The 20,441-nt window shown below is 70.3% G+C and carries 17 protein-coding genes and 1 riboswitch; of the genes, 11 read left to right on the top strand and 6 right to left on the bottom strand.

The window, feature by feature from the left end:
- Positions 1-51 precede the first annotated feature (51 nt).
- On the bottom strand, positions 52-546 hold the full coding sequence (locus tag PQV94_RS03935) for an endonuclease domain-containing protein (RefSeq protein WP_274287496.1): 495 nt from the start codon (positions 544-546) through the stop codon (positions 52-54).
- A gap of 752 nt (positions 547-1,298) precedes the next feature.
- Complete coding sequence (locus PQV94_RS03930) at positions 1,299-2,030, bottom strand: FadR/GntR family transcriptional regulator (RefSeq protein ID WP_274287495.1); 732 nt, start codon at positions 2,028-2,030, stop codon at positions 1,299-1,301.
- A gap of 134 nt (positions 2,031-2,164) precedes the next feature.
- Here PQV94_RS03930 and PQV94_RS03925 point away from each other — a divergent pair, with 134 nt between their 5' ends.
- The 10 genes from PQV94_RS03925 to PQV94_RS03880 all read left to right on the top strand — a co-directional run bounded on the left by PQV94_RS03925 (position 2,165) and on the right by PQV94_RS03880 (position 12,756).
- Positions 2,165-3,421 carry an alpha-hydroxy acid oxidase gene (locus PQV94_RS03925; RefSeq protein WP_274287494.1) on the top strand — a complete coding sequence of 419 codons (1,257 nt, stop codon included), beginning with the start codon at positions 2,165-2,167 and terminating at the stop codon, positions 3,419-3,421.
- A 21-nt stretch (positions 3,422-3,442) separates the two neighbouring features.
- Positions 3,443-4,009, top strand: a complete 567-nt coding sequence (locus PQV94_RS03920; RefSeq protein ID WP_274287493.1) for a GNAT family N-acetyltransferase — start codon at positions 3,443-3,445, stop codon at positions 4,007-4,009.
- A 31-nt stretch (positions 4,010-4,040) separates the two neighbouring features.
- Complete coding sequence (locus PQV94_RS03915) at positions 4,041-4,904, top strand: Fpg/Nei family DNA glycosylase (RefSeq protein WP_274287492.1); 864 nt, start codon at positions 4,041-4,043, stop codon at positions 4,902-4,904.
- A gap of 64 nt (positions 4,905-4,968) precedes the next feature.
- A riboswitch (FMN riboswitch) is annotated at positions 4,969-5,116 on the top strand.
- A gap of 67 nt (positions 5,117-5,183) precedes the next feature.
- A complete protein-coding gene (gene ribD / locus PQV94_RS03910; RefSeq protein WP_274287491.1) occupies positions 5,184-6,239 on the top strand; it encodes a bifunctional diaminohydroxyphosphoribosylaminopyrimidine deaminase/5-amino-6-(5-phosphoribosylamino)uracil reductase RibD in 1,056 nt (351 codons plus the stop codon).
- Positions 6,239-6,868: a riboflavin synthase gene (locus PQV94_RS03905; protein ID WP_274287490.1), complete on the top strand. Its 630-nt coding sequence runs from the start codon at positions 6,239-6,241 to the stop codon at positions 6,866-6,868. Before ribD ends, PQV94_RS03905 begins: the two co-directional genes overlap by 1 nt.
- The gene (ribA, locus tag PQV94_RS03900; RefSeq protein WP_274287489.1) at positions 6,865-8,136 is read left to right on the top strand and encodes a GTP cyclohydrolase II; all 1,272 of its coding nucleotides are present in this window, start codon (positions 6,865-6,867) and stop codon (positions 8,134-8,136) included. Before PQV94_RS03905 ends, ribA begins: the two co-directional genes overlap by 4 nt.
- A complete protein-coding gene (gene ribH / locus PQV94_RS03895) occupies positions 8,133-8,606 on the top strand; it encodes a 6,7-dimethyl-8-ribityllumazine synthase (protein ID WP_274287488.1) in 474 nt (157 codons plus the stop codon). The genes ribA and ribH overlap by 4 nt, the downstream gene beginning before the upstream one ends.
- 50 nt (positions 8,607-8,656) lie before the next feature.
- Entirely contained in the window at positions 8,657-9,010 is a 354-nt protein-coding gene (locus PQV94_RS03890) for a Fe-S protein (protein WP_274287487.1), read from the top strand.
- Positions 9,011-9,207: 197 nt separating this feature from the next.
- A complete protein-coding gene (locus PQV94_RS03885) occupies positions 9,208-10,647 on the top strand; it encodes an MFS transporter (protein WP_274287486.1) in 1,440 nt (479 codons plus the stop codon).
- Positions 10,648-10,860: 213 nt separating this feature from the next.
- Positions 10,861-12,756, top strand: a complete 1,896-nt coding sequence (locus PQV94_RS03880) for an ABC transporter ATP-binding protein (protein WP_274287485.1) — start codon at positions 10,861-10,863, stop codon at positions 12,754-12,756.
- 187 nt (positions 12,757-12,943) lie between these two features.
- Here PQV94_RS03880 and PQV94_RS03875 read toward each other — a convergent pair whose 3' ends face one another.
- The gene (locus PQV94_RS03875) at positions 12,944-14,824 is read right to left on the bottom strand and encodes a phosphoenolpyruvate carboxykinase (GTP) (protein ID WP_274287484.1); all 1,881 of its coding nucleotides are present in this window, start codon (positions 14,822-14,824) and stop codon (positions 12,944-12,946) included.
- A 124-nt stretch (positions 14,825-14,948) separates the two neighbouring features.
- Between PQV94_RS03875 and PQV94_RS03870 the strand changes: the two genes are divergently transcribed.
- The gene (locus PQV94_RS03870; RefSeq protein ID WP_274287483.1) at positions 14,949-16,385 is read left to right on the top strand and encodes a helix-turn-helix domain-containing protein; all 1,437 of its coding nucleotides are present in this window, start codon (positions 14,949-14,951) and stop codon (positions 16,383-16,385) included.
- 70 nt (positions 16,386-16,455) lie between these two features.
- On the opposite strand, the gene PQV94_RS03865 is transcribed toward PQV94_RS03870, so the two are convergent.
- Genes PQV94_RS03865 through PQV94_RS03855 form a run of 3 tightly spaced genes read right to left on the bottom strand, consistent with a single transcriptional unit; the run spans position 16,456 to position 20,399 of the window.
- On the bottom strand, positions 16,456-17,742 hold the full coding sequence (locus tag PQV94_RS03865; protein ID WP_274287482.1) for an acyl-CoA dehydrogenase family protein: 1,287 nt from the start codon (positions 17,740-17,742) through the stop codon (positions 16,456-16,458).
- Positions 17,739-18,965 carry an acyl-CoA dehydrogenase family protein gene (locus PQV94_RS03860; protein ID WP_274287481.1) on the bottom strand — a complete coding sequence of 409 codons (1,227 nt, stop codon included), beginning with the start codon at positions 18,963-18,965 and terminating at the stop codon, positions 17,739-17,741. Before PQV94_RS03860 ends, PQV94_RS03865 begins: the two co-directional genes overlap by 4 nt.
- A 12-nt stretch (positions 18,966-18,977) precedes the next feature.
- On the bottom strand, positions 18,978-20,399 hold the full coding sequence (locus tag PQV94_RS03855; RefSeq protein WP_274287480.1) for an LLM class flavin-dependent oxidoreductase: 1,422 nt from the start codon (positions 20,397-20,399) through the stop codon (positions 18,978-18,980).
- Positions 20,400-20,441 lie beyond the last annotated feature (42 nt).

Here is a 20,441-nt window from a genome sequence, read left to right as displayed (position 1 = left end):
TGCGGGCGACGGCACAGTCTGTCGCGGCCGCCGCACCACGAGCAATGGCGTTCAGTCGCTCGCTCTGCTGCTACCCCCGCCCCGCCGACGAGCGAGTACCGCGCGGAGGGCGGCGCGCACCGCATCCGGACGGTGGAAGATGTCCTCCGCCAGGATGCGGATCGTCACGTAACCCAACTCGGCCGCAGCGAGGTCGCGGCGCCGGTCTCTGATCTGTTGCGAGAGGTCGCCGTGGAACGCGCGGCTGTCGCACTCCACGATGAGCCAACCGTCGACGAGCAGATCCACCCTCCCCACGCCCGGAAGACTGACCTGCAGCGCAGGACGGTATCCCAAGCTCCGCAGCATCAACCGCACGAGCGTCTCTGAGCCCGCTTCGGCCCGCGCGTCGATGAGCTTGCGCAGTGATCGGTGGCTGCGGGGAAGTCGGTCGAAAACGGCGTCGAGATCGACCGCGTCGATCAAGCCCAGGTGCAACGCGCTGTCGAGACTCGCGACGGCGACCCGGGGCGACTGACAGCGGCATGCCTGAGCGAGCGCCTCCACCAGATCGGCTTGGAGATCCCCCCGCGCGCACGTGGACTCACGCCAGTGCGCCCGGATACCGCGGTGACGACGTGGCAGGCGCGAGTCCGTACGGTCGAACTGCAAGTGGGTTTCATCAGGAGACAGGGTGAAAACACCCAGAGCGCCCAGCAGTGACACGCAGTCGAGACGGCCGCCCCAGCGGGCAGCGAGGAGGTGCGACTCATGCAGACCGCCCCAGACGTACCGACCCCGTCGCACCCGGATGAGGTCGCCGCAGTCTAGCGCGTGCCGAATCGTCGCACGGGTGTAGCCACGGAGGCGAAGCTCCGCGGTGCGCAGGTATGACGGCGAGGCCAGCAGCATGCCGACAGCCTCACGGAGCTGACAGACCCATCCGCGAGAAGAGGAGCCGGCGCGAGCAACTCGCCGTGAGCCTCGGCCGGTGGAGGACTCTCCCCGCGCGGAACCGACTCGATCGCAGAGCCCGCTCGGCCCGAACTCCTGCAAAACCCTCCGCGCGGGGCCGGCGGGAGCAGCCGACGCCGGATGTGCAGGAGTTCGGTACGCAGCAGTGGAGCGGAAGGGACGGCGGCACCGAACGCGCACCCATAGGAGCCCGCTCGGCCCGAACTCCTGCAAAACCCTCCGCGCGGGGCCGGCGGGAGCAGCCGACGCCGGATGTGCAGGAGTTCGGGTCGCGATCCGGCGCCGCGAGCGACGCATGCCCGACCAGGCCGGTAGACGTGGCGGGGATCAGCCGCCCGCGGGGATCAGCCGCCGGCGAGGGCGTCGACGGCGAAGCGGATGTGGCGCTCGGCGAGGTCGGCGGCCGCCGCACCGTCGCGCCGCTCGATGGCGTCGAAGAGCTCGACGTGCTGGGCGTGCAGCGTCGCGGCAAGCCCCTCCCAGTCCGCATAGTCACGAAGTGCGTCGAGGATGCGGCTGCTCAGCGACTCCCGGATCGCGACCGTCATCGATGCGACGAGCCGATTGCCGCCGGCCTGCGCGATCGCGACGTGGAAGGCCGTGTCGGTGTCGTTGTACTCCGCGGGACCGAGCCCTGCGACCGCACCGGCGTCGAGAGCTGCGCGGATCGCGGCGAGCGCGGCGGCATCCGCGTTCCGCGCGGCGAGCTCGGCGCTCGATCGTTCGAGCACGATGCGCGCCTCGATGACATCGGGGTAGGGGTAGTTCGCGAGAGCCGCGTGCAGCCGCAGGAAGCGGGTGAGCGCGGCATCCGGCAGCGCGGCGACGAAGGTGCCCGCATCCGCGCCCGCTCCGACCTGGGCGCGGAGCACGCCCTGCCCCTCGAGAACACGCACGGCCTCGCGGACGCCGGCGCGGCTCACGCCCAAGCGCGCGGCGAGGTCGCGCTCCGAGGGAAGCGGATCTCCGACCTGCAGCGACCCGGCCATGATCTGGTCCTCGATCGCTTGGATGACGAGTTCGTGCGCGCGGCTGCGCTGCACGGGTGCCCATTCCGGGGTGCGCTGATCTGTCACCGGGGTATCCTCTCGCCGTCGAGCCGAACGCACCCGGCGGGTTGACGTCGCCGAGGCCGGCGTCTACTGTACCGCAGAGGTCAGACCAATTGATACGCCCTCTGCGCCGCGCGCTCCCCTCTCGAAGGACACCGATGAGTCCCGTCAGCCGACAGCTTCCCAACCCGCGCGAACTTCTCGAACTCATGCAGTTCAAGACGCCGGATCTGAACGCCACGCGCCGCCGGCTCTCCGCGGCGCTCACGATCGACGACCTCCGGCGCATCGCCAAGCGCAGGACACCGAAAGCCGCCTTCGACTACACGGACGGCGCGGCGGATGGGGAGATCTCGCTGCAGCGAGCCCGCCAGGCGTTCCGCGACATCGAGTTCCATCCGTCGATCCTGCGCGATGTCTCGCAGGTCGACACCAGCACGACGATCTTCGGCGGTCCCTCCGCCCTCCCCTTCGGCATCGCACCGACCGGTTTCACGCGGCTCATGCAGACGGAGGGCGAGTACGCGGGCGCCGCTGCCGCCGGCGCCGCCGGCATCCCGTTCACCCTCTCAACCCTCGGGACGACGTCGATCGAGAACGTGAAGGCGACCAATCCGCACGGGCGCAACTGGTTCCAGCTGTACGTCATGCGAAACCGCGACATCTCCTACGGTCTCGTCGAGCGGGCTGCCAAGGCGGGCTTCGACACGCTCTTCTTCACCGTCGACACCCCCGTCGCGGGCGCTCGCCTGCGCGACAAGCGCAACGGCTTCTCCATCCCGCCGCAGCTCAGCGTCGGGACGATCGTCAACGCGATCCCCCGCCCCTGGTGGTGGTTCGACTTCCTCACCACGCCGAAGCTCGAGTTCGCGTCGCTGACCACGACCGGCGGCACTGTCGGTGAACTGCTCGACAACGCGATGGATCCCTCCATCTCCTTCGAGGACCTCGACATCATCCGCTCGCTGTGGCCCGGCAAGATCGTCATCAAGGGCGTGCAGAACGTTCCGGATGCGCGCAAGCTCGTCGATCTCGGCGTCGACGGACTCGTCCTGTCGAACCACGGCGGCCGGCAGCTCGACCGCGCGCCCATCCCGTTCCATCTGCTGCCGGAGGTGGTGCGCGAGGTCGGACGCGACACGGAGATCGCGATCGACACCGGCATCATGGACGGCGCCGACATCGTCGCCTCGATCGCGATGGGCGCGAAGTTCACCCTCATCGGCCGCGCCTACCTCTACGGATTGATGGCCGGCGGGCGGGCCGGCGTCGACCGGGCGATCGCCATCCTGGCCGAGCAGGTCGAGCGCACGATGAAGCTGCTCCAGGTGCGCGAGCTCGCCGAGCTGACCCCGGCTCACGTGACCCAGCTGCAGCGCCTCACGCCACGGGCCACGGGCGACGTGCGGGTCTGACGCGCAGGGTAGCGTGACGGGATGCTGCCCGTCGTCCTTCACACCGCACGGCTCGAGTTGTCGATCCCGACCGCATCCGACGCCCAGGCCATCTACGACGCGTGCCAGGATCCCGCGATCGCGCACTTCACGACCGTCCCCGCGCCGTATCTGCGCGAGTACGCCGACGAGTTCGTGACGCAGACCGCCGCACGCTGGGACGAGCTCTCGCACGCGACATGGGCGATCCGGCTCGACGGTGCACTCGCGGGAATGATCGGCCTGCACGATCTGCGGGAGACGGGATCCGCGGAGCTCGGCTTCTGGGTGTCCGCTCCCGCGCGCGGTCGAGGCATCGCGCGGGAGGCATCGGAGGCGGTCATCGAATGGGGTTTCTCGACCGAAGAGCTCGAGCTCGTGCGCCTGGAGTGGCGCGCGGCTGTGGGCAACATTGCGTCCGCCCGCACCGCGCGGGCACTGGGCTTCCGGTTCGAAGGGACTCTGCGCAGCGTCTTGCGCAACGGCCATGGCGAGCGGGGCGACGGCTGGATCGCAAGCCTGCTCGCGACGGATGATCGCACGCCGCAGGAGTGGCCGATAGCCCTCTGACGCCGTCGGCGGTGCGTGGCAGGATGGCGCCATGCCCGAGATGCCGGAGGTCCAGGGACTCGTCGACTTCCTCGGCGCGCGCCTGACGGGCCTTGCGATCACGCAGGCCCGCATCAGCGCGATCTCCGCACTGAAGACATACGACCCACCCATCGACGCGCTCGTCGGCGCTCACGTCGAGTCCGTCGTGCGGCGTGGCAAATTCGTCGACATCGCGACGGATGCGGGCGCGCACCTCGTCTTTCATCTGGCGAAGGCGGGATGGCTGCGCTGGCACGATGCGCTGCCGACGACGGTGATCAAGCCCGGCCGCTCCCCCATCGCGCTGCGCGTGGGGTTCGCCGACGGCTCCGGGTTCGATCTCACCGAGGCCGGCACCAAGAAGTCGCTCGCGGTCTCGGTCGTACGCGGGCCCGACGAGGTTCCCGGGATCGCCCGGCTCGGTCCCGACCCGCTCGATCCCGCCTTCACCCGCGATGCGCTGGCGGAGCTCCTGGCGGGTCGCCGCACACAGATCAAGGGGGTTCTGCGGGATCAATCGGTCGTCGCCGGAATCGGCAACGCCTACTCCGACGAGATCCTCCACGTCGCGAGGCTCTCGCCGTACGCCCTCGCCGCAACCCTCGATGACGCCGAGATCGACACCCTGTACGCCGCGACGATCGAGACGTTGAGCGACGCCGTGGAGGCCGCATCCGGCAGACCTCCTGCCGAGCTGAAAGACGCCAAACGGCGCGGGATGCGGGTTCATGGCCGCCAGGGCGAGGCGTGCCCGGTGTGCGGCGACGTCGTGCGCTCGGTGTTCTTCGCCGACAACTCGCTCGAGTACTGCGCGACGTGCCAGACCGGCGGCAAGGTACTGGCGGACCGGCGGCTGTCGCGCCTGCTGAAGTGAGCCGCGTGTCGGTGCATGTCCGGGAATGAAACGGACCATCCGGCGTTGACTACACTCAGTGCAGAACGTGCTCCGGGGTCGGTGAGAATCCGAACCGGCGGTGACAGTCCGCGAGCGTGATCCTCCGCGAGGAGGGGATCGCCGATCCGGTGGAATTCCGGGACCGACGGTGATGCGACACAGGTCGCGAGTCCGGATGGGAGGCGCACGAGCGCTCGGCGGCGTGCCCGCGAGCGCCGCGACGGCTACCCGGAGCCCGCCGATCAGGAGGCCCGAGACATGCCGGTGAGCGAGACCGAGGAACGCGCCATGGCGCGAGCGCTGGAGCTTGCCCGGCGCGGGCCCGTCGGGGTCAACCCGCAGGTGGGTGCCGTGCTCCTCTCCCCCGACGGCGACGTGATCGCCGAGGGGTGGCACCACGGCGCCGGTACCGCGCACGCCGAAGTCGATGCGCTGTCGCAGGCCGATCCGGATGCGGTGCGGGGCGCGACCGCCGTCGTCACCCTCGAGCCGTGCAACCACACCGGCCGCACCGGCCCGTGCGCGCTCGCGCTCATCGAAGCGGGGGTGGCCCGGGTGGTCTACGCGATGAGCGATCCCACCCCGACCGCATCGGGTGGCGCCGAGCGGCTGCGCGCGGCCGGCGTCGAGGTCGAGTCCGGCGTGCTCGCCGACCAGGCGCAGGAACTGCTCGCCTCATGGACGGAGGCGCAGCGCTTGGGCCGCCCGCATGTCACCCTGAAGTGGGCGCAGAGCCTCGACGGCCGCGCAGCCGCGGCCGACGGCTCCAGCCAGTGGATCACCGGCTCCGAAGCACGTGAGGACGTGCACCGTCGGCGCGCGAGCGCGGACGCGATCGTCGCGGGCACCGGCACCGTCCTCGCGGACGATCCGGCACTGACCGCTCGAACTCCTGACGGCGCTCTGCGCCCGACGCAGCCGCGACCCGTCGTGATCGGCGAACGCGACATCCCCGCCGACGCTGCCGTGCACCGCCATCCGAAGGAGCTCTGGCACCTGCGCACGCGGGATCTGCACGAAGCCCTGGCCACCCTGCACGAGCGCGGCATCCAGCGGGTGTTCGTCGAGGGCGGCCCGCATCTGCAGAGCGCTCTGCTGCGCGAGGGGCTCGTCGACGAACTGCTGACCTACGTCGCCCCCGTGCTCCTGGGCGGCGACCGCGTCGCGCTCGACGACCTCGGCGTGGCCGACATCTCCCAGGCGCGGCGCCTCGAGCTGCGCGAGACCCGGCGGCTCGGCGACGATCTGCTGCTGATCTCGCGGCCCGCCGCATCCGCTGCGGAATCACCCTCCGACACAGAAGGAGCCCACTGATGTTCACCGGGATCGTGGAAGAGATCGGCACCGTCACCCGCACGGAGCCCTCGGGAGACGGCGTGCGCCTCACGGTGACCGCGCCGCGCGCGGTGTCGGATGCGGCGCACGGCGACTCGATCTCCGTCTCCGGCGTCTGCCTCACGGTGGTCGATCAGGGCGAGGACTGGTTCACCGCCGACGTCATGCGTCAGACGCTCGACGTGACCGCGATCGGCGGCGTCACCGCGGGCACGCCCGTCAACATCGAGCGCGCGACGGCCGCCGGCGGACGCCTGGGGGGCCACATCGTGCAGGGCCACGTCGACGGCACGGGTCGCGTGCTCGAGGTGCGCCCCGGCACCGAGTGGCGCGTGATCCGCATCTCGCTGCCGGCCGAACTGGCACCACTTGTGGTCGACAAGGGATCGATCGCCCTCGACGGCGTCTCTCTCACCGTGAGCGCGGCGAGCGACCCGTCGGAGCAGGAGCCCTGGTTCGAGGTCTCACTCATCCCCGAGACGCTCGCGGCCACGACCCTCGGCGAGCGCGCGGTCGGCGACATCGTCAATCTGGAGACCGACATCCTGGCGCGCCACGTGCAGCGACTGCTGGCCTTCGCTCCCGCAACGGAAGGTGGCTCGCGATGAGTCTGAGTTCCATCCCCGAGGCCCTCGAGGCCCTCGCCGCCGGTCGCCCGGTGATCGTCGCCGACGACGAGAACCGTGAGAACGAAGGCGACGTGATCCTCTCGGCGCAGCTCGCGACCCCCGAGTGGATCGCGTGGACGGTGCGCTGGTCGAGCGGGTTCATCTGCGCTCCCATGCCCGCGGAGTGGGCGGACCGCCTGGATCTTCCTCCCATGGTCGAGGTGAACCAGGATGCCCGCGGCACCGCGTACACCGTGAGCGTCGACGCCGCATCCGGCGTCACGACAGGCATCAGCGCCGCCGACCGGGCGCACACGCTGAACGTGCTGGCGGATCCCGCCTCCGCACCCTCCTCGGTGAACCGGCCGGGCCACATCCTGCCGCTGCGCGCGGTGGACGGCGGCGTGCGCGAGCGCGGCGGCCACACCGAGGCGGCTGTCGACCTCATGCGCCTGGCGGGGCTCGAGCCCGTCGGCGCGATCGCGGAGATCGTCGACGAGGACGGCAGCATGATGCGCCTTCCCGGTCTCATGGCCCTCGGCGAGCGCGACGGCATCCCGGTCATCACGATCGAACAGCTCGTCGGCTACCTCGACGAGGTGGACCCGCGCGAGGAGCCCTCGGCCGCTGCGTCGCACCGTCGGCGCGTGAGCCTGCGCGCCGAGGCGACAGTGCCCACCTCGCACGGCGAGTTCCGCTTCCTGGCCTACAAGGACCGCGTGACGGGCACCGATCACCTGGCCGTCGTCAAGGGAGAGCTGGACGACGCGCCCCTCGTGCGCGTGCACTCCGAGTGCTTGACCGGCGAGGCGTTCGGTTCGCTCAAGTGCGAGTGCGGCCCGCAACTGGATGCGGCGCTCGACCGCATCGAGAAGGACGGCGGCGTCGTGGTCTACATGCGCGGCCACGAGGGCCGCGGCATCGGGCTCATCAACAAGCTGCGCGCGTACAACCTGCAGGAGCGGGGCCTGGACACGGTCGACGCGAACCTGGCGCTGGGTCTTCCCGCCGACGCGCGCGACTACGCCGCCGCCGCGGGCATCCTCGCCGACCTCGGGGTCGAGCGGGTGCGTCTGCTGACCAACAACACCGACAAGGTCACGCAGTTGCGCGCCCTCGGTCTCGACGTCGTCGAGCAGGTGCCCCTGCTCGTGGGCGTCGGCCCCAACAACCACCAGTACCTCGCCACCAAGCGCGACCGGATGGGACACATCATCGCGGACGAGGACCTCACCGAAGCGCTCGCGCAGATGAAGGAGAACCGATGAGCGGCCACGGCGCCCCCCAGCAGACCGAGATCGACGCCCGCGGCCTGCGGGTCGTCATCGTCGCCGGAACCTGGCACGAGACGATCAGCGACGGGCTCATCGCCGGCGCGGAGCGGGTGCTCACCGCATCCGGTGCCGACTACTCGCTCGTGCGTGTCGCGGGATCCTTCGAGCTCCCCGTCGTGGCCAAAGCGGCATTGGAGGCCGGCGCCGACGCGGTCATCGCCCTCGGTGTGATCATCCGCGGCGGCACGCCCCACTTCGAGTTCGTCTCCTCCGCCGCAACCGACGGGCTCACCCGCGTCGCCCTCGACACGGGCAAGCCGGTCGGTTTCGGGGTGCTGACCCTCGACGACGAGAAGCAGGGGCTCGATCGCGCCGGTCTTGCCGGCTCGAAGGAGGACAAGGGCGCGGAGGCGGCGGATGCGGCACTGCGCACCGCTCTCACCCTGCGCGAACTCCGCGGCTGAGCGGGGTCAGCGAGCCAACCTTCAGTAATACATAAGGTATGGTGGCGGGCATGGAGATCCTGCGTCACATCGTCGTCCTCGTGCACCTCGTCGGCTTCGCCATCCTCTTCGGAGCATGGGTCGTGGAAGCCGCGAGCCGCCGCATCCGCGTCACCCGCCTCATGAGCCTCGGCATGACCATCGCCGCGGTCGCCGGCCTGGCCCTGGCCGCCCCTTGGGGCATCGATTACGAGCTGAACTACGTGAAGATCGGCGTCAAGCTCATCGTGCTGCTCGTCATCGGCGCCCTGATCGGCATCAGCTCGGCCCGCCAGCGTCGCACCGACTCGCTGCCCGCGGCGATCTTCTGGCCGATCGGCATCCTCACCCTCGCCAACGCCGCCATCGCCGTCATCTGGCGCTGAGAGGTTCGCGTCCCGGCCCGCCACGGCGCCGGGACGCGAACCTGGGCGTAAACTGAGTGTTCGCGCGCCGGCGACACCGCCGACGCCCCGGTGACCCAGCGATGTGACGCCCGGTGCACCACCCCCGCCCGAGCACTCGCCGCCGGTGCGTTCCCACGAGGACGCCTCTCGCTCTTCCGACAGGTCTGTCCTCCCCCATGTCTTCTGCCACCGCAACGGCTCCCGCGAACTCCCGCGCCCGCGTCATCACCGCGAGCCTCGTGGGAACCACCATCGAGTTCTACGACTTCTACGCCTACGCGACCGCTGCCGTTCTCGTCTTTCCGATCCTCTTCTTCCCGACCGGAGACGACACCACCTCGCTGCTCGCCTCGTTCGGCGTCTTCGGCGCGGCGATGATCGCCCGCCCCATCGGTGCATTCGTCTTCGGCCACTTCGGCGACCGCTTCGGCCGCAAGGCCACCCTCGTCGCGTCCCTGCTCACGATGGGGGTCGCGACCTTCCTCATCGGATGCCTGCCGACGTATCAGGTGGTCGGCTGGTGGGCGGCGCTGCTGCTTCTCGTCCTGCGGCTGGCTCAGGGCTTCGCGCTCGGCGGCGAGTGGTCGGGGGCGGCACTGGTCGCGACCGAGAACGCGCCGAAGGGCAAACGTGCCTGGTACGGCACCTTCCCGCAGCTCGGTGCGCCGATCGGCTTCATCATCGCGAACACGATCTTCCTCGCGATCAACTTCGCCCTGCCGCATCCGGACGGCACCGCGCAGCGCTCCGAAGCGTTCCTGGCCTGGGGATGGCGTGTGCCGTTCCTGTTCTCGGCCGTCATGGTGATCATCGGCCTCTGGGTACGCCTGCGCCTGGTCGAGTCCGACACGTTCCAGAAGGCGGAGAAGAAGGGCGCGCTGCGCAAGTTCCCGCTCGGCGAGGTCATCCGCGGTCACTGGCGTCCCCTGATCCTGGGCACGTTCATCATGCTGGCGACGTACGTGCTGTTCTACCTGATGACGAACTTCACCCTCACCTACGGCACCAAGCCGACCCTCGCGGGCGCGGAGGCGGCGGCGCAGGCATCCGGCACGGCGTTCGACGCCGGCGTGTACGTCGCAGGGCAGGGCTTCGGGTACATCGACTTCGTGATCATGCAGATCATCGGCGTCGTGTTCTTCGGCGTGTTCACCCTGCTGTCGGGACCGGTCGCCGACGCCATCGGACGCCGCAAGCTCCTCATCTGGATCACGTCGGCGATCATCGTGTTCGGACTCACGTTCAACCTGTTCCTGCTGCCGATGACCGACCCGAAGTTCACGGGCGCGCTCACGCAAGCCTTCCTCGTGTTCGGGTTCATGCTCATGGGCGCGACCTTCGGGCCGATGGGCGCGCTGCTGCCGGAGCTCTTCCCGACGAACGTGCGCTACACGGGTTCCGCGATCTCGTACAACGTCGCCTCGATCCTCGGCGCGGCCGTCGCACCCTCGATCGCACTCGGACTGTGGGCCGCCGCCGGCGGTCAGCCGTGGCTCGTGGGGCTGTACCTGTCGGGGTCGGCCGTGCTGACGCTCATCGCGCTGATCCTGTCGAAGGAGACCCGCGACATCGACTACGACGAGAACCTCGGCCTCGGCGAGACCGCGTCGCTGTAGCCCGCCGCATCCTCTCGGTTCCCTCTTCCACGAGACTGCACTTTCGTCACGAGATCACGGGTAAACCCCGTGATCTCGTGCAATAGATGCAGTCTCGCGGTCCTGGGGGCGACGGATGCGGGAGAGGGGCGGATGTGGTGCGCCGGGGCGGCGACCGGGGCGGGTAAGCGGAGGTACGGTCGAGGGAGCACATCCCGCCGATCGAGGTCGCCCATGTCCAGCCCCGCCCCCGCCCGCCGCAGTCCGTTCGCGCGCCTGAAGAAGGATGACGGACCGCGCGCCAGCCTGCGCCAGCTGCTGCCGTTCCTCTTCGAGCACAAGAGGGTGCTCGTGGTGGTCACCGTGCTCAGCATCGTGGCCGCGATCACGACGCTCGCGCAGCCGCTGCTGGTGGGCGAGCTGATCGCCCGCGTGCAGGCGAACGAGGCCCTCGGGCTGCTGGTGTGGGGCCTGGTCGCGCTCGTCGTCGGCTCGTCGCTGGTCTCCGGGTATCAGCACTACCTGCTGCAGCGCACCGGCACCGCGGTCGTCTTCTCCAGCCGCCGCCGCCTGATCGCCCGCATCCTGCACCTGCCGATCCGCGAGTTCGACGCCCGGCGCACCGGCGACCTCGTGTCGCGGGTGGGCACCGACACGACGCTGCTCTACGCGGTTCTCACGCAGGGGCTCGCGGACTCGGTGGGCAACGTGCTGATCTTCGTCGGCGCGGTCATTGCGATGCTGCTGATCGATCCGCTGCTGCTCCTGCTGATCCTCGTCGTGATCGGCGCCTCCATCGCCGTGGTCGGCGTGCTCAGCGGACGCATCCGCCGCGCCACCCGCGAACAACAGGAGACGGTGGGCGAGCTCGCCTCGGGCGTGGAGCGCGCCGTGGGCTCGATTCGCACCGTGCGCGCCGCCGGCGCCGGCGACCGCGAGCAGGCGAGCCTCGAAGGCGTGGCCCAGCGCGCGTACGGCAGCGGCGTGCGTGTCGCGAAGGCCTCCGCCCTCGTGGTGCCGGTCGCCGGGGTCGCGCTGCAGCTCTCCCTGCTTGTCGTCCTCGGCGTCGGCGGTTTCCGCGTCGCCTCGGGCGCGATCACGATCGCGAGCCTCGTGACCTTCGTGATGTTCCTCTTCTTCCTCGTGCAGCCGCTGGGCTCGTTCTTCGGGGCGATCACGTCGGTGAGCCAGGCGTTGGGTGCGCTCGGCCGCATCCAGGAGGTTCTGGACCTGCCGACCGAGACGCAGGACGACGCCCGGATCGCGGCCCACGCGGCCCCGGTGACGGATGCGGACGCCGCCGACATCGCGGTGGAGTTCCGCGACGTGCACTTCCGCTACCCCGCGGCCGTCGCCGCCGCCCGCGCCAAGACCGAGGCGGAGGCGCGTGCGCTCCTCGAGGTGGCCCGCGTGGACACCTCGGCGCTGGAGGCGGTCGCTGACGAAGAGGGCGACGTGCTGCGCGGTGTCTCACTGCGCGTGCCGCGGGGCTCCCGCGTCGCACTCGTGGGCCCGTCGGGCGCGGGAAAGAGCACGACTCTCGCCCTCATCGAGCGCTTCTACGACCCGACGGCGGGAGCCATCCTGCTCGGCGGCCGCGACATCCGAACCCTCGATCGCGGAGAACTGCGCGCTCAGCTCGGGTACGTGGAGCAGGATGCCCCGACCCTCGCGGGCACCCTCGGCGACAACCTGCGCCTCGCCTCGCCCGACGCGAGCGACGAGGCGTGCGAGGCGGTGCTCCGCGCGGTGAACCTCGGCGAGGTGCTGGACCGCTCTCCCGAGGGACTCGCCGCGCCCGTGGGCGAGGGCGGCGTGATGCTCTCCGGCGGTGAACGCCAGCGTCTGGCGATCGCTCGCGCCCTTCTGGCGGCTCCCCCCATCCTGCTCCTGGACGAATCGACCTCGTCGCTGGACGGATTGAACGAGCAGCGGATGCGGGAAGCGATCGACGCCGTCGCCGAGGGACGCACCCTCATCGTGATCGCGCACCGGCTGTCGACCGTGGTGGACAGCGACCTGATCGTGGTGATGGACCACGGCCGAGTCGTCGGCGCGGGAACGCATTCCGAACTCGTCGCCGGGGTGCCCCTCTACCGCGACCTCGCCAAGCACCAGCTCCTGGTCTGACGCCCCCGCTTAAGGGACCCGAAACGCGGCCGATCGCGCCACCGCGCGACATCCCGCGTCCCTCCAACACCCCAACACCCCGCTGGAGGGACGCGAAACGCGGGCCCACGCCTGGTACGCCCGCGTTTCGGGTCTCTCGATCGCGGGCCCGCGCCCGCGGGCGGGAGCCGCGCCCCCGGGCGAGCGGTCAGGCGCGCGTGAGGCGGTAGCGCAGTGAGGCGAGCTCGGCGCGCAGAGCCGAGGGGATGCGGTCGCCGAAGGTCTCGAAGAATTCCTCCGTCAGCTCCGCCTCCGCCAGCCACGATTGCGGGTCGATCGCGAACAGCTCTGCGAGGTCCGCGTCGGTCACCTCGAGGCCCTCGAGGTTGAGGTCCTCGGGACGGGGCAGCCGTCCGATCGGGCTGGGCTCGGCCGGCACCTCGGACTCGAGGCGACGCACGATCCACTCCAGCACACGGACGTTGTCGCCGAAGCCCGGCCAGAGGAACCGCCCATCGGCGCCGCGACGGAACCAGTTCACCTGGAACACGCGCGGTGCGCGGTCGAAACGCAGCGAGGAGCCGACCTTGATCCAGTGCGCGAAGTAGTCCGCCATGTTGTAGCCGCAGAAGGGCAGCATCGCGAACGGGTCCCGGCGCAGCTCTCCGACGGTGCCCTCGGCGGCGGCCGTGCGCTCGGACGAGATCGTGGCCCCGAGGAACACGCCGTGCGTCCAGTCCGTGGCCTCGACGACCAGCGGCACGTTGGTCGCGCGGCGGCCGCCGAACAGGATGGCGTCCAGCGGGACACCCTCCGGCGTCTCCCAGTCCTCGGCGACCTGCGGGCACTGCGCGGCGGCGACCGTGAAACGCGAGTTCGGGTGCGCGGCGGGTCGTCCCGAGTCCGGCGTCCAGGGGTTGCCCTCCCAGTCGATCAGCTCAGCGGGCGCCTCGTCGGTCAGCCCCTCCCACCACACGTCGCCATCGGGGCGCAGCGCCACGTTCGTGAAGATCGTGTTGCCCCAGAGCGTCTCGACCGCCGTGGCGTTGGTCGAGATACCCGTGCCAGGCGCCACACCGAAGAATCCCGCCTCCGGGTTGATCGCCCACAGACGCCCGTCCTCCCCCGGCCGCAGCCACGCGATGTCGTCGCCGAGCGTCTCGACGCGCCATCCCGGGATGGTGGGACGCAGCATCGCGAGGTTCGTCTTGCCGCACGCCGACGGGAACGCCGCAGCGACGTGGTAACGCTTGCCCTCCGGGCTGATGATGCGGATGAGGAGCATGTGCTCGGCGAGCCAGCCCTCGTTGCGCCCGATGACCGACGCGATGCGCAGAGCGAAGCACTTCTTCGCGAGGATCGCATTACCGCCGTAGCCCGAGCCGTACGAGTAGACCTCCAGCGTGTCCGGGAAGTGGACGATGTACTTGTCGTCGTTGCACGGCCACGCGACGTCCGCCTGGCCCGGCTCGAGCGGAGCGCCCACCGAGTGTACGGTGCGCACCCAGTCGGCGCCGTCCGCGATCTGCTGGAGAACGGCAGTTCCGACGCGGGTCATGATGTTGATCGACACGACGGCGTAGGGCGAATCGGTCACCTGCACGCCGATGTGCGAGAGCGGACCGCCGACCGTGCCCATCGAGAACGGGACGACGTACATCGTCCGCCCGCGCATGGAGCCGGCGAACAGCGCATCGAGCTTGCTGCGCATCGCGGCGGGGTCCGCCCAGTTGTTGGTGGGCCCCGCATCCTCCTCCTTCTCGGAGGCGATGAAGGTGCGCCCCTCGGTGCGGGCGACGTCGCTCGGGTGGGAGCGCGCGAGGTACGAGCCCGGTCGCCAGTCGGGGTTGAGCTTGATCAGGGAGCCCGCCTCCACCATGGACCGCAGCAGCATGTCGTTCTCGGCCTGCGATCCGTCGACCCAGTGGATGCGGTCGGGCTGTGTGAGGGCGGCGATCTCGTCGACCCACCTGGTCAGCGCGGCCATGCCGGGACCGGATGCGGTCGGCCGAGCACCGTAGGACGCCGAAGGGCGTGCGGCGGTGGGGCGCCCGGGGGCGCTCGAGGTGTAGCTCTCAGCAAGGGCCATGATCACTCCAGTCGGCATCAGCGGCGTTCAGAACGTGGGTTCCCTGCAAGAATGGCGCCCCCTCATCCCCCTTTTCAGAAGAAGGACGTCGAAAGAGTCCCGGTTCTTTCGCTATTCTCAAAACATGCCTTCGACCACGATCGAACTGGCCACCCTCGGCCACCGCATCCGTCACTTCCGCACGGCGGCGGGACTCACCCTCGACGAGCTCGGCGCTGCCGTCGGTGTCGCCGGCAGCCATCTGAGCCTCATCGAGAACGGCAAGCGCGAGCCGAAGCTGTCGCTGCTGCAGGAGATCGCGGCGGCCACCGGTACCCAGCTGGCCGAGCTGCTGTCGACCGAGCCCCCGAACCGGCGGGCGGCGCTCGAGATCGAGCTCGAGCGGGCGCAGACCTCACACGCGTTCCGGCAACTGGGGCTGCCGCCGATCCGGGTCACGAAGGCGTTGAGCGACGAGACCATCGAGACCGTGCTCGGACTGCACCGTGAACTGCAGCGCCGCGAGCGAGAGGCGATCGCCACGCCCGAAGAGGCCCGGCGCGCCAACACGGACATGCGACTGCGGATGCGGGAGATGAACAACTACCTCCCCGACATCGAGAAGCTGGCGGAGAAGCAGCTCAAGGCGGCGGGGCACACCTCCGGCGCCCTGACCCACCGCACGGTCAGCATCATGGCGGAGCAGCTGGGCTTCGAGCTCATCTACGCGGGCGACCTGCCCGCATCCACCCGCTCGATCACCGATCTCGAGAACGGGCGGATCTACCTGCCGCCCGCCTCCATCCCCGGCGGTCACGGACTCCGATCGATGGCGCTGCAGGCGATGGCGCACCGGCTCCTCGGGCACCAGCCACCCAAGGACTACGCCGAGTTCCTGCAGCAGCGGCTGGAGATCAACTACTACGCCGCGGCCTGCCTCATGCCGCCGGCGCCCGCGGTCGCGTTCCTGCAGCAGGCGAAGAAGGACCGCAACCTCGCCGTGGAGGACTTCCGCGACGCGTTCGGTGTCACGCACGAGGCGGCCGGGATGCGGATGACGAACCTGCTGACCGAGCACATCGGCATCCGTCTGCACTTCCTGCGGGTCGCCGGCGACGGCGCGATCTCACGTGTCTACGAGAACGACGACCTGCCGCTGCCGATGGATGTGACGGGCGCGGTGGAGGGGCAGATCGTGTGCCGCAAGTTCGCCGCCCGCGCAGCCTTCGCGGAGCAGAACCGCACGACGGAGCACTACCAGTACACCGACACCCCCTCGGGCACGTTCTGGTGCTCGACACAGACCGGCACGACCCACGACGGGGAGTTCTCGATCACGGTGGGCGTGCCGTTCGACGATGCGAAATGGTTCCGCGGCCGCGAGACGTCGAAGCGGGCGACGTCGCAATGCCCGGATGAGGCGTGCTGCCGGCGCCCCTCGAGCGAGGCGGCCGAACGATGGCAGGGTCGCGCGTGGCCGAGCGCCCGCGTGCACATGCAGATGTTCACCCCGCTGCCGCGCGGCGCCTTCCCCGGCGTCGACGACAACGACGTGTACGACTTCCTCGATCGGCACGCCTGACCCACGGCGCGAACGAGTATCCGTTCGCCGAGTGCGCATCCGATGGGGTGCTCACTCGACGAACGGATGCTCACTCGGCGGGGGATGGTGTGCCGACAGCCCAGAGTGCCTGGGGAAGCCGGTCGTGCAGCACCCACTGGCCCACCCAGCGGTTCTTGTACAGCACCGGATTGTGGCTGGACACGGTGCGGGCGTTGCGCCAGTGCCGGTCGAGATGCGCACCGCGCGCCGTGGCCGACGCTCCCAGCGCGTCGAACAACCGCGAGGTGAGCTGCTGCACCGCGCCGGTCGCGAAGGACTGCGCCTGCGCTGCTCGGATCTCCGCGAGACCCGCCACCCGACGAGCGCGGTCGACGGCCACCTCATCGTCGGGCCGTTCGCGCGCCTCGAGCGCGGCCCCGTAGGCGTCTTCGATCGCGGCGGCGACGGCTGCGACACTCGCATCGACGGCGAAGGCGGATGCGGCGAGCTCGCCCAGCAGGGCCTGGATCTGCGCGTCGTCCTGCACCCGGGCGGCCGTGCCGTGGCTGTACACCCGGGAACGGGCCCGCACAGCCGCGGCCGCATCGGCGACGGCTGCGTGCGCGATCCCGGCCAGCACCGCCAGCAGGACGAGCTGGTAGAGCCCGGTCTGGTACGCGAACCGGTCGGCCACCGGCAGCACGTCCACGGGGTCCACGACAGCGTTCTCGAAGACGATGGTCCCCGTTCCGGTGAGGCGCTGGCCGAAGCCGTCCCAGTCGTCGATCACCGTGACACCCGGCTGGTCGAGGCGCACCAGCGCCGCGACATCCACCCCGTCGGAGAGACGGTGCGCGACGGTGTCGGTCCACTCGGCGAAGATGCTGCCGGTCGTGTAGAACTTGCGGCCCGTCAGGCGCAGCACGCCGTCTGCATCCGCCGAGAGCTCCGCACTCGCTCGCGAGGTGGTCGACCCGGCGGCCTCGCTCCAGGAGTTGCCGCTGATCTCACCCCCGGCGATGCGGTCGAGCCACCGCCGGGCGAAGCCCGCATCCGTCGTCGTCAGGGCCTGCTCGACGAGCGCGATATGGCCGCGCAGGATCTGCGGGATGTTGGCGTCGGCCGCGGCGATCGCCACGAGCAACCGTGTGAAGGTGGGCCAGTCCAGCCCCAGCCCGCCGTCGGCGAGGGGCAGCCGGGCGCGTCCGAGCCCCGCGTCGCGGAGTGCGGCGACGGCATCGCGGGGAAGCTGTCGCGCCAGGTCGCGCCCTCCTGCGCCGGCGGCCGCGGCGTCCACGATCGGACGGAACCGCGCCTCGATCTCTGCGGGCAGCCGCGCCCAGAGCTGGTCGTCGATGTGCGTGCGGACTTCGGCCGCCACGGATGCGGTGCTCATGTGTACAGGGAGATCGGCTGCACGGCGCGGGTGAGGAAGTGTGCCCCCACCTCGAGCTTCTTGTAGTCGACCGGGTCGTGGAGGGAGTGGGTGCGGATGTTGCGCCAGTGCAGGTCGAGCCCGACACGGTTCGCCGTCGAGCTGGTTCCGGTGGCCTCGAAGACGCGGTGGGCGACGTCGGTCGCCGTGTCGCTGGCCACGACCTTCAGCTGCGCGATCTCGATCGCGATCGCGGCGCGGTCCTCGGCGGTGACGTCGGCGCCCCGGGAGATGACCTCGTCGAAGCGACGGTTGACGCGGTCGGCGAGCGCCTCGACGGCGGCGGTGCGCGAGACGAGCTCGCCGTACAGCCGCCGCACGAACGGGTCGTCGCTGTAGGTCGCGACGCCCGAGAGGAACCACGAGTTGGGACGGGCGTTGGTCAGCTCGCGGGCCTGAGCGAGGGCGCCCTGCGCGATCCCGAGGTAGAGGTTGCCGAACACGAGCTGGATCGCGGGCGTCACGAAGCTCTGGATCGGCTCGTCCGTGCCGAAGCCGAGGAGGTGCTCCGGTTCCACCCGGGCATCGCGGTAGGTGACCGTGTTGCTCGCCGACAGCCGCTGGCCGAGGTTGTCCCAGTCGTCGACGAGCTCGACGCCCGGGTGCCCGTACGGCAGCACGACGAACGCGAAGGCGCCCGCATCCGGGCCGTCCTCGACGACGGCGTTGATCAGCAACGCCTCGCCGACGCCCGAGCCGGTCGAGTACCGCTTGAAGCCGTTCAGCCGATACCCGTCACCGTCGACCGTGAGCGAGAGGTTCGGGTCGACGGGGTTCACCGAGTCGCCCCAGATCCAGCGACCGGCGATCGAGGCACGGAACCACCGCTCACGCTCGGCGGGCGGTGCGACGAGCGCGATGTTGGCCTCGTTCACATAGTGGTAGCCGAGCACCTGTGCGATGGAGGCATCACTGCGGGCGAGGATGCGCACCGCGCGCAGCGCGCTCTCCCAGTGCGCCCCACCGCCGCCGTAGTCCGCGGGATCGAGCAGGGTCGTGAGCCCCGCATCCTTCAGCAGCCGCGCCTCGGCGAACGGCTGCGCGTTCGCGCGGTCGCGGGCGAGCGCGTCGAGAGCGAGGCGCTCGGCGACGGATGCGGCGACCGCATCCCAGTGCGCGAGTTCGGCCGCATCCGCGGTGCCGTGGAAGTGGGTGCGGGCAGGGGTGAGAGTCGGTGTCGTCATGGCTGTTCCTTCTCAATCGGGAGTGGAGACGAGGGATGCGGAGCTGTCGGCGGCGCTGGGGGCGCCCACGTACGCTCCGCGGTAGGCGTGGGCGGGATGCCACGCGGCGACGGCGGGGTCGCCGGTGAGCCGCTCGCGGAGTGTTCCACCGATTCGACCGCCGTCATCGAGGCGTCCGCGTCGCCGCAGCTCCGGCACGAGCAGCTCGACGATGTCCTCGAACGTGCCCGGCGTCACGACGTAGGCGAGGTTGAACCCGTCGACCCCGCCGACCTCGATCCAGCGCTCGAGCTCGTCGGCGACGGTCGTGGGGCTGCCGACGATCACGGCGCCGATGCCCCCGATCCCGACGTACTCGGCGATGTCGCGCGGCGTCCACGCGCGTGTGGGGTCCGCCTTCGTGAAGATCGACAGGGCGGAGCGCGCCGCATCCGTGTCGACGTAGGTGAGCGGCTCGTCCGGATCGAGGGTCGACAGGTCGATGCCCGACCAGCCGCCGTAGAGCGCGAGTGCTCCCTCCAGCGAGACGTAGGAGCGATAGTCGGCGTACTTCTCCTGCGCCAGCTCGTCGGTCTCGGCGACGATCACCGTGGCGAGCGTGAGGATCTTCACCGAGTCGCGCGGGCGCCCGATCGCCGCTGCCTTGTCACGGATGCTGTCGGTCGTCCGGCGGGTGAGCTCCGGGGTGAGGCCGTTGATGAAGATCGCCTCACCGTGCCGGGCGGCGAACTCCTGCCCGCGCGGCGACGCACCCGCCTGGAAGATCACGGGCGTGCGCTGAGGAGAGGGCTCGCCGAGGTGGATACCGGGGACGTCGAAGTGGGTGCCGTGGTGGCGGATCGGGTGCACCTTCTCGGGGTCGGTGAAGACACCGGCCTCGCGATCGCGAACGGCGGCGCCGTCCTCCCACGACCCCTCCCACAGCTTGTAGGCGACGTCGAGGAACTCGTCGGCGATGCCGTAACGGTCGTCGTGGGCGATCTGGTCCCCCAGGCCCAGGTTGCGTGCCGCGCTGTTCAGGTACGAGGTCACGACGTTCCAGCCCACCCGCCCACCCGTGAAGTGATCGAGCGTGGTGAGCGTGCGCGCCAGCGAGTAGGGATGCTCGTAGGTCGAGGCGATCGTGACGCCGAAGCCCAGCCGTTCGGTGACGGCGGCCATCGCCGGGATCTGCAGGAGCGGGTTGCCCACGGGGATCTGCGCAGCATCGCGGAGCGCCGGAGCTGCCGAGTCCCGGTAGACGTCGTACACGCCCAGCACGTCGGCGAGGAAGATCGCGTGGAAGCCACCGCGCTCGAGCAGCTGCGCGAGCTCGGTCCAGTACGCGAGCCGGTTGTACTCGTCGGCGCGGTTGTCCGGGTGACGCCAGAGCCCGGGGGCCTGGTGTGTGACGCAGCTCATCTCGAACGCGTTGAGGATGAGGGGCTTGCTCATCATCCGTCCTTCCTGCCGGCGGGCGCCGTACGGCCGGAAAAC

This window comes from Microbacterium sp. Clip185, from assembly GCF_028743715.1.
Taxonomy (GTDB): Bacteria; Actinomycetota; Actinomycetes; order Actinomycetales; family Microbacteriaceae; genus Microbacterium.
This window is presented reverse-complemented; position numbering and strand designations above follow the sequence as displayed.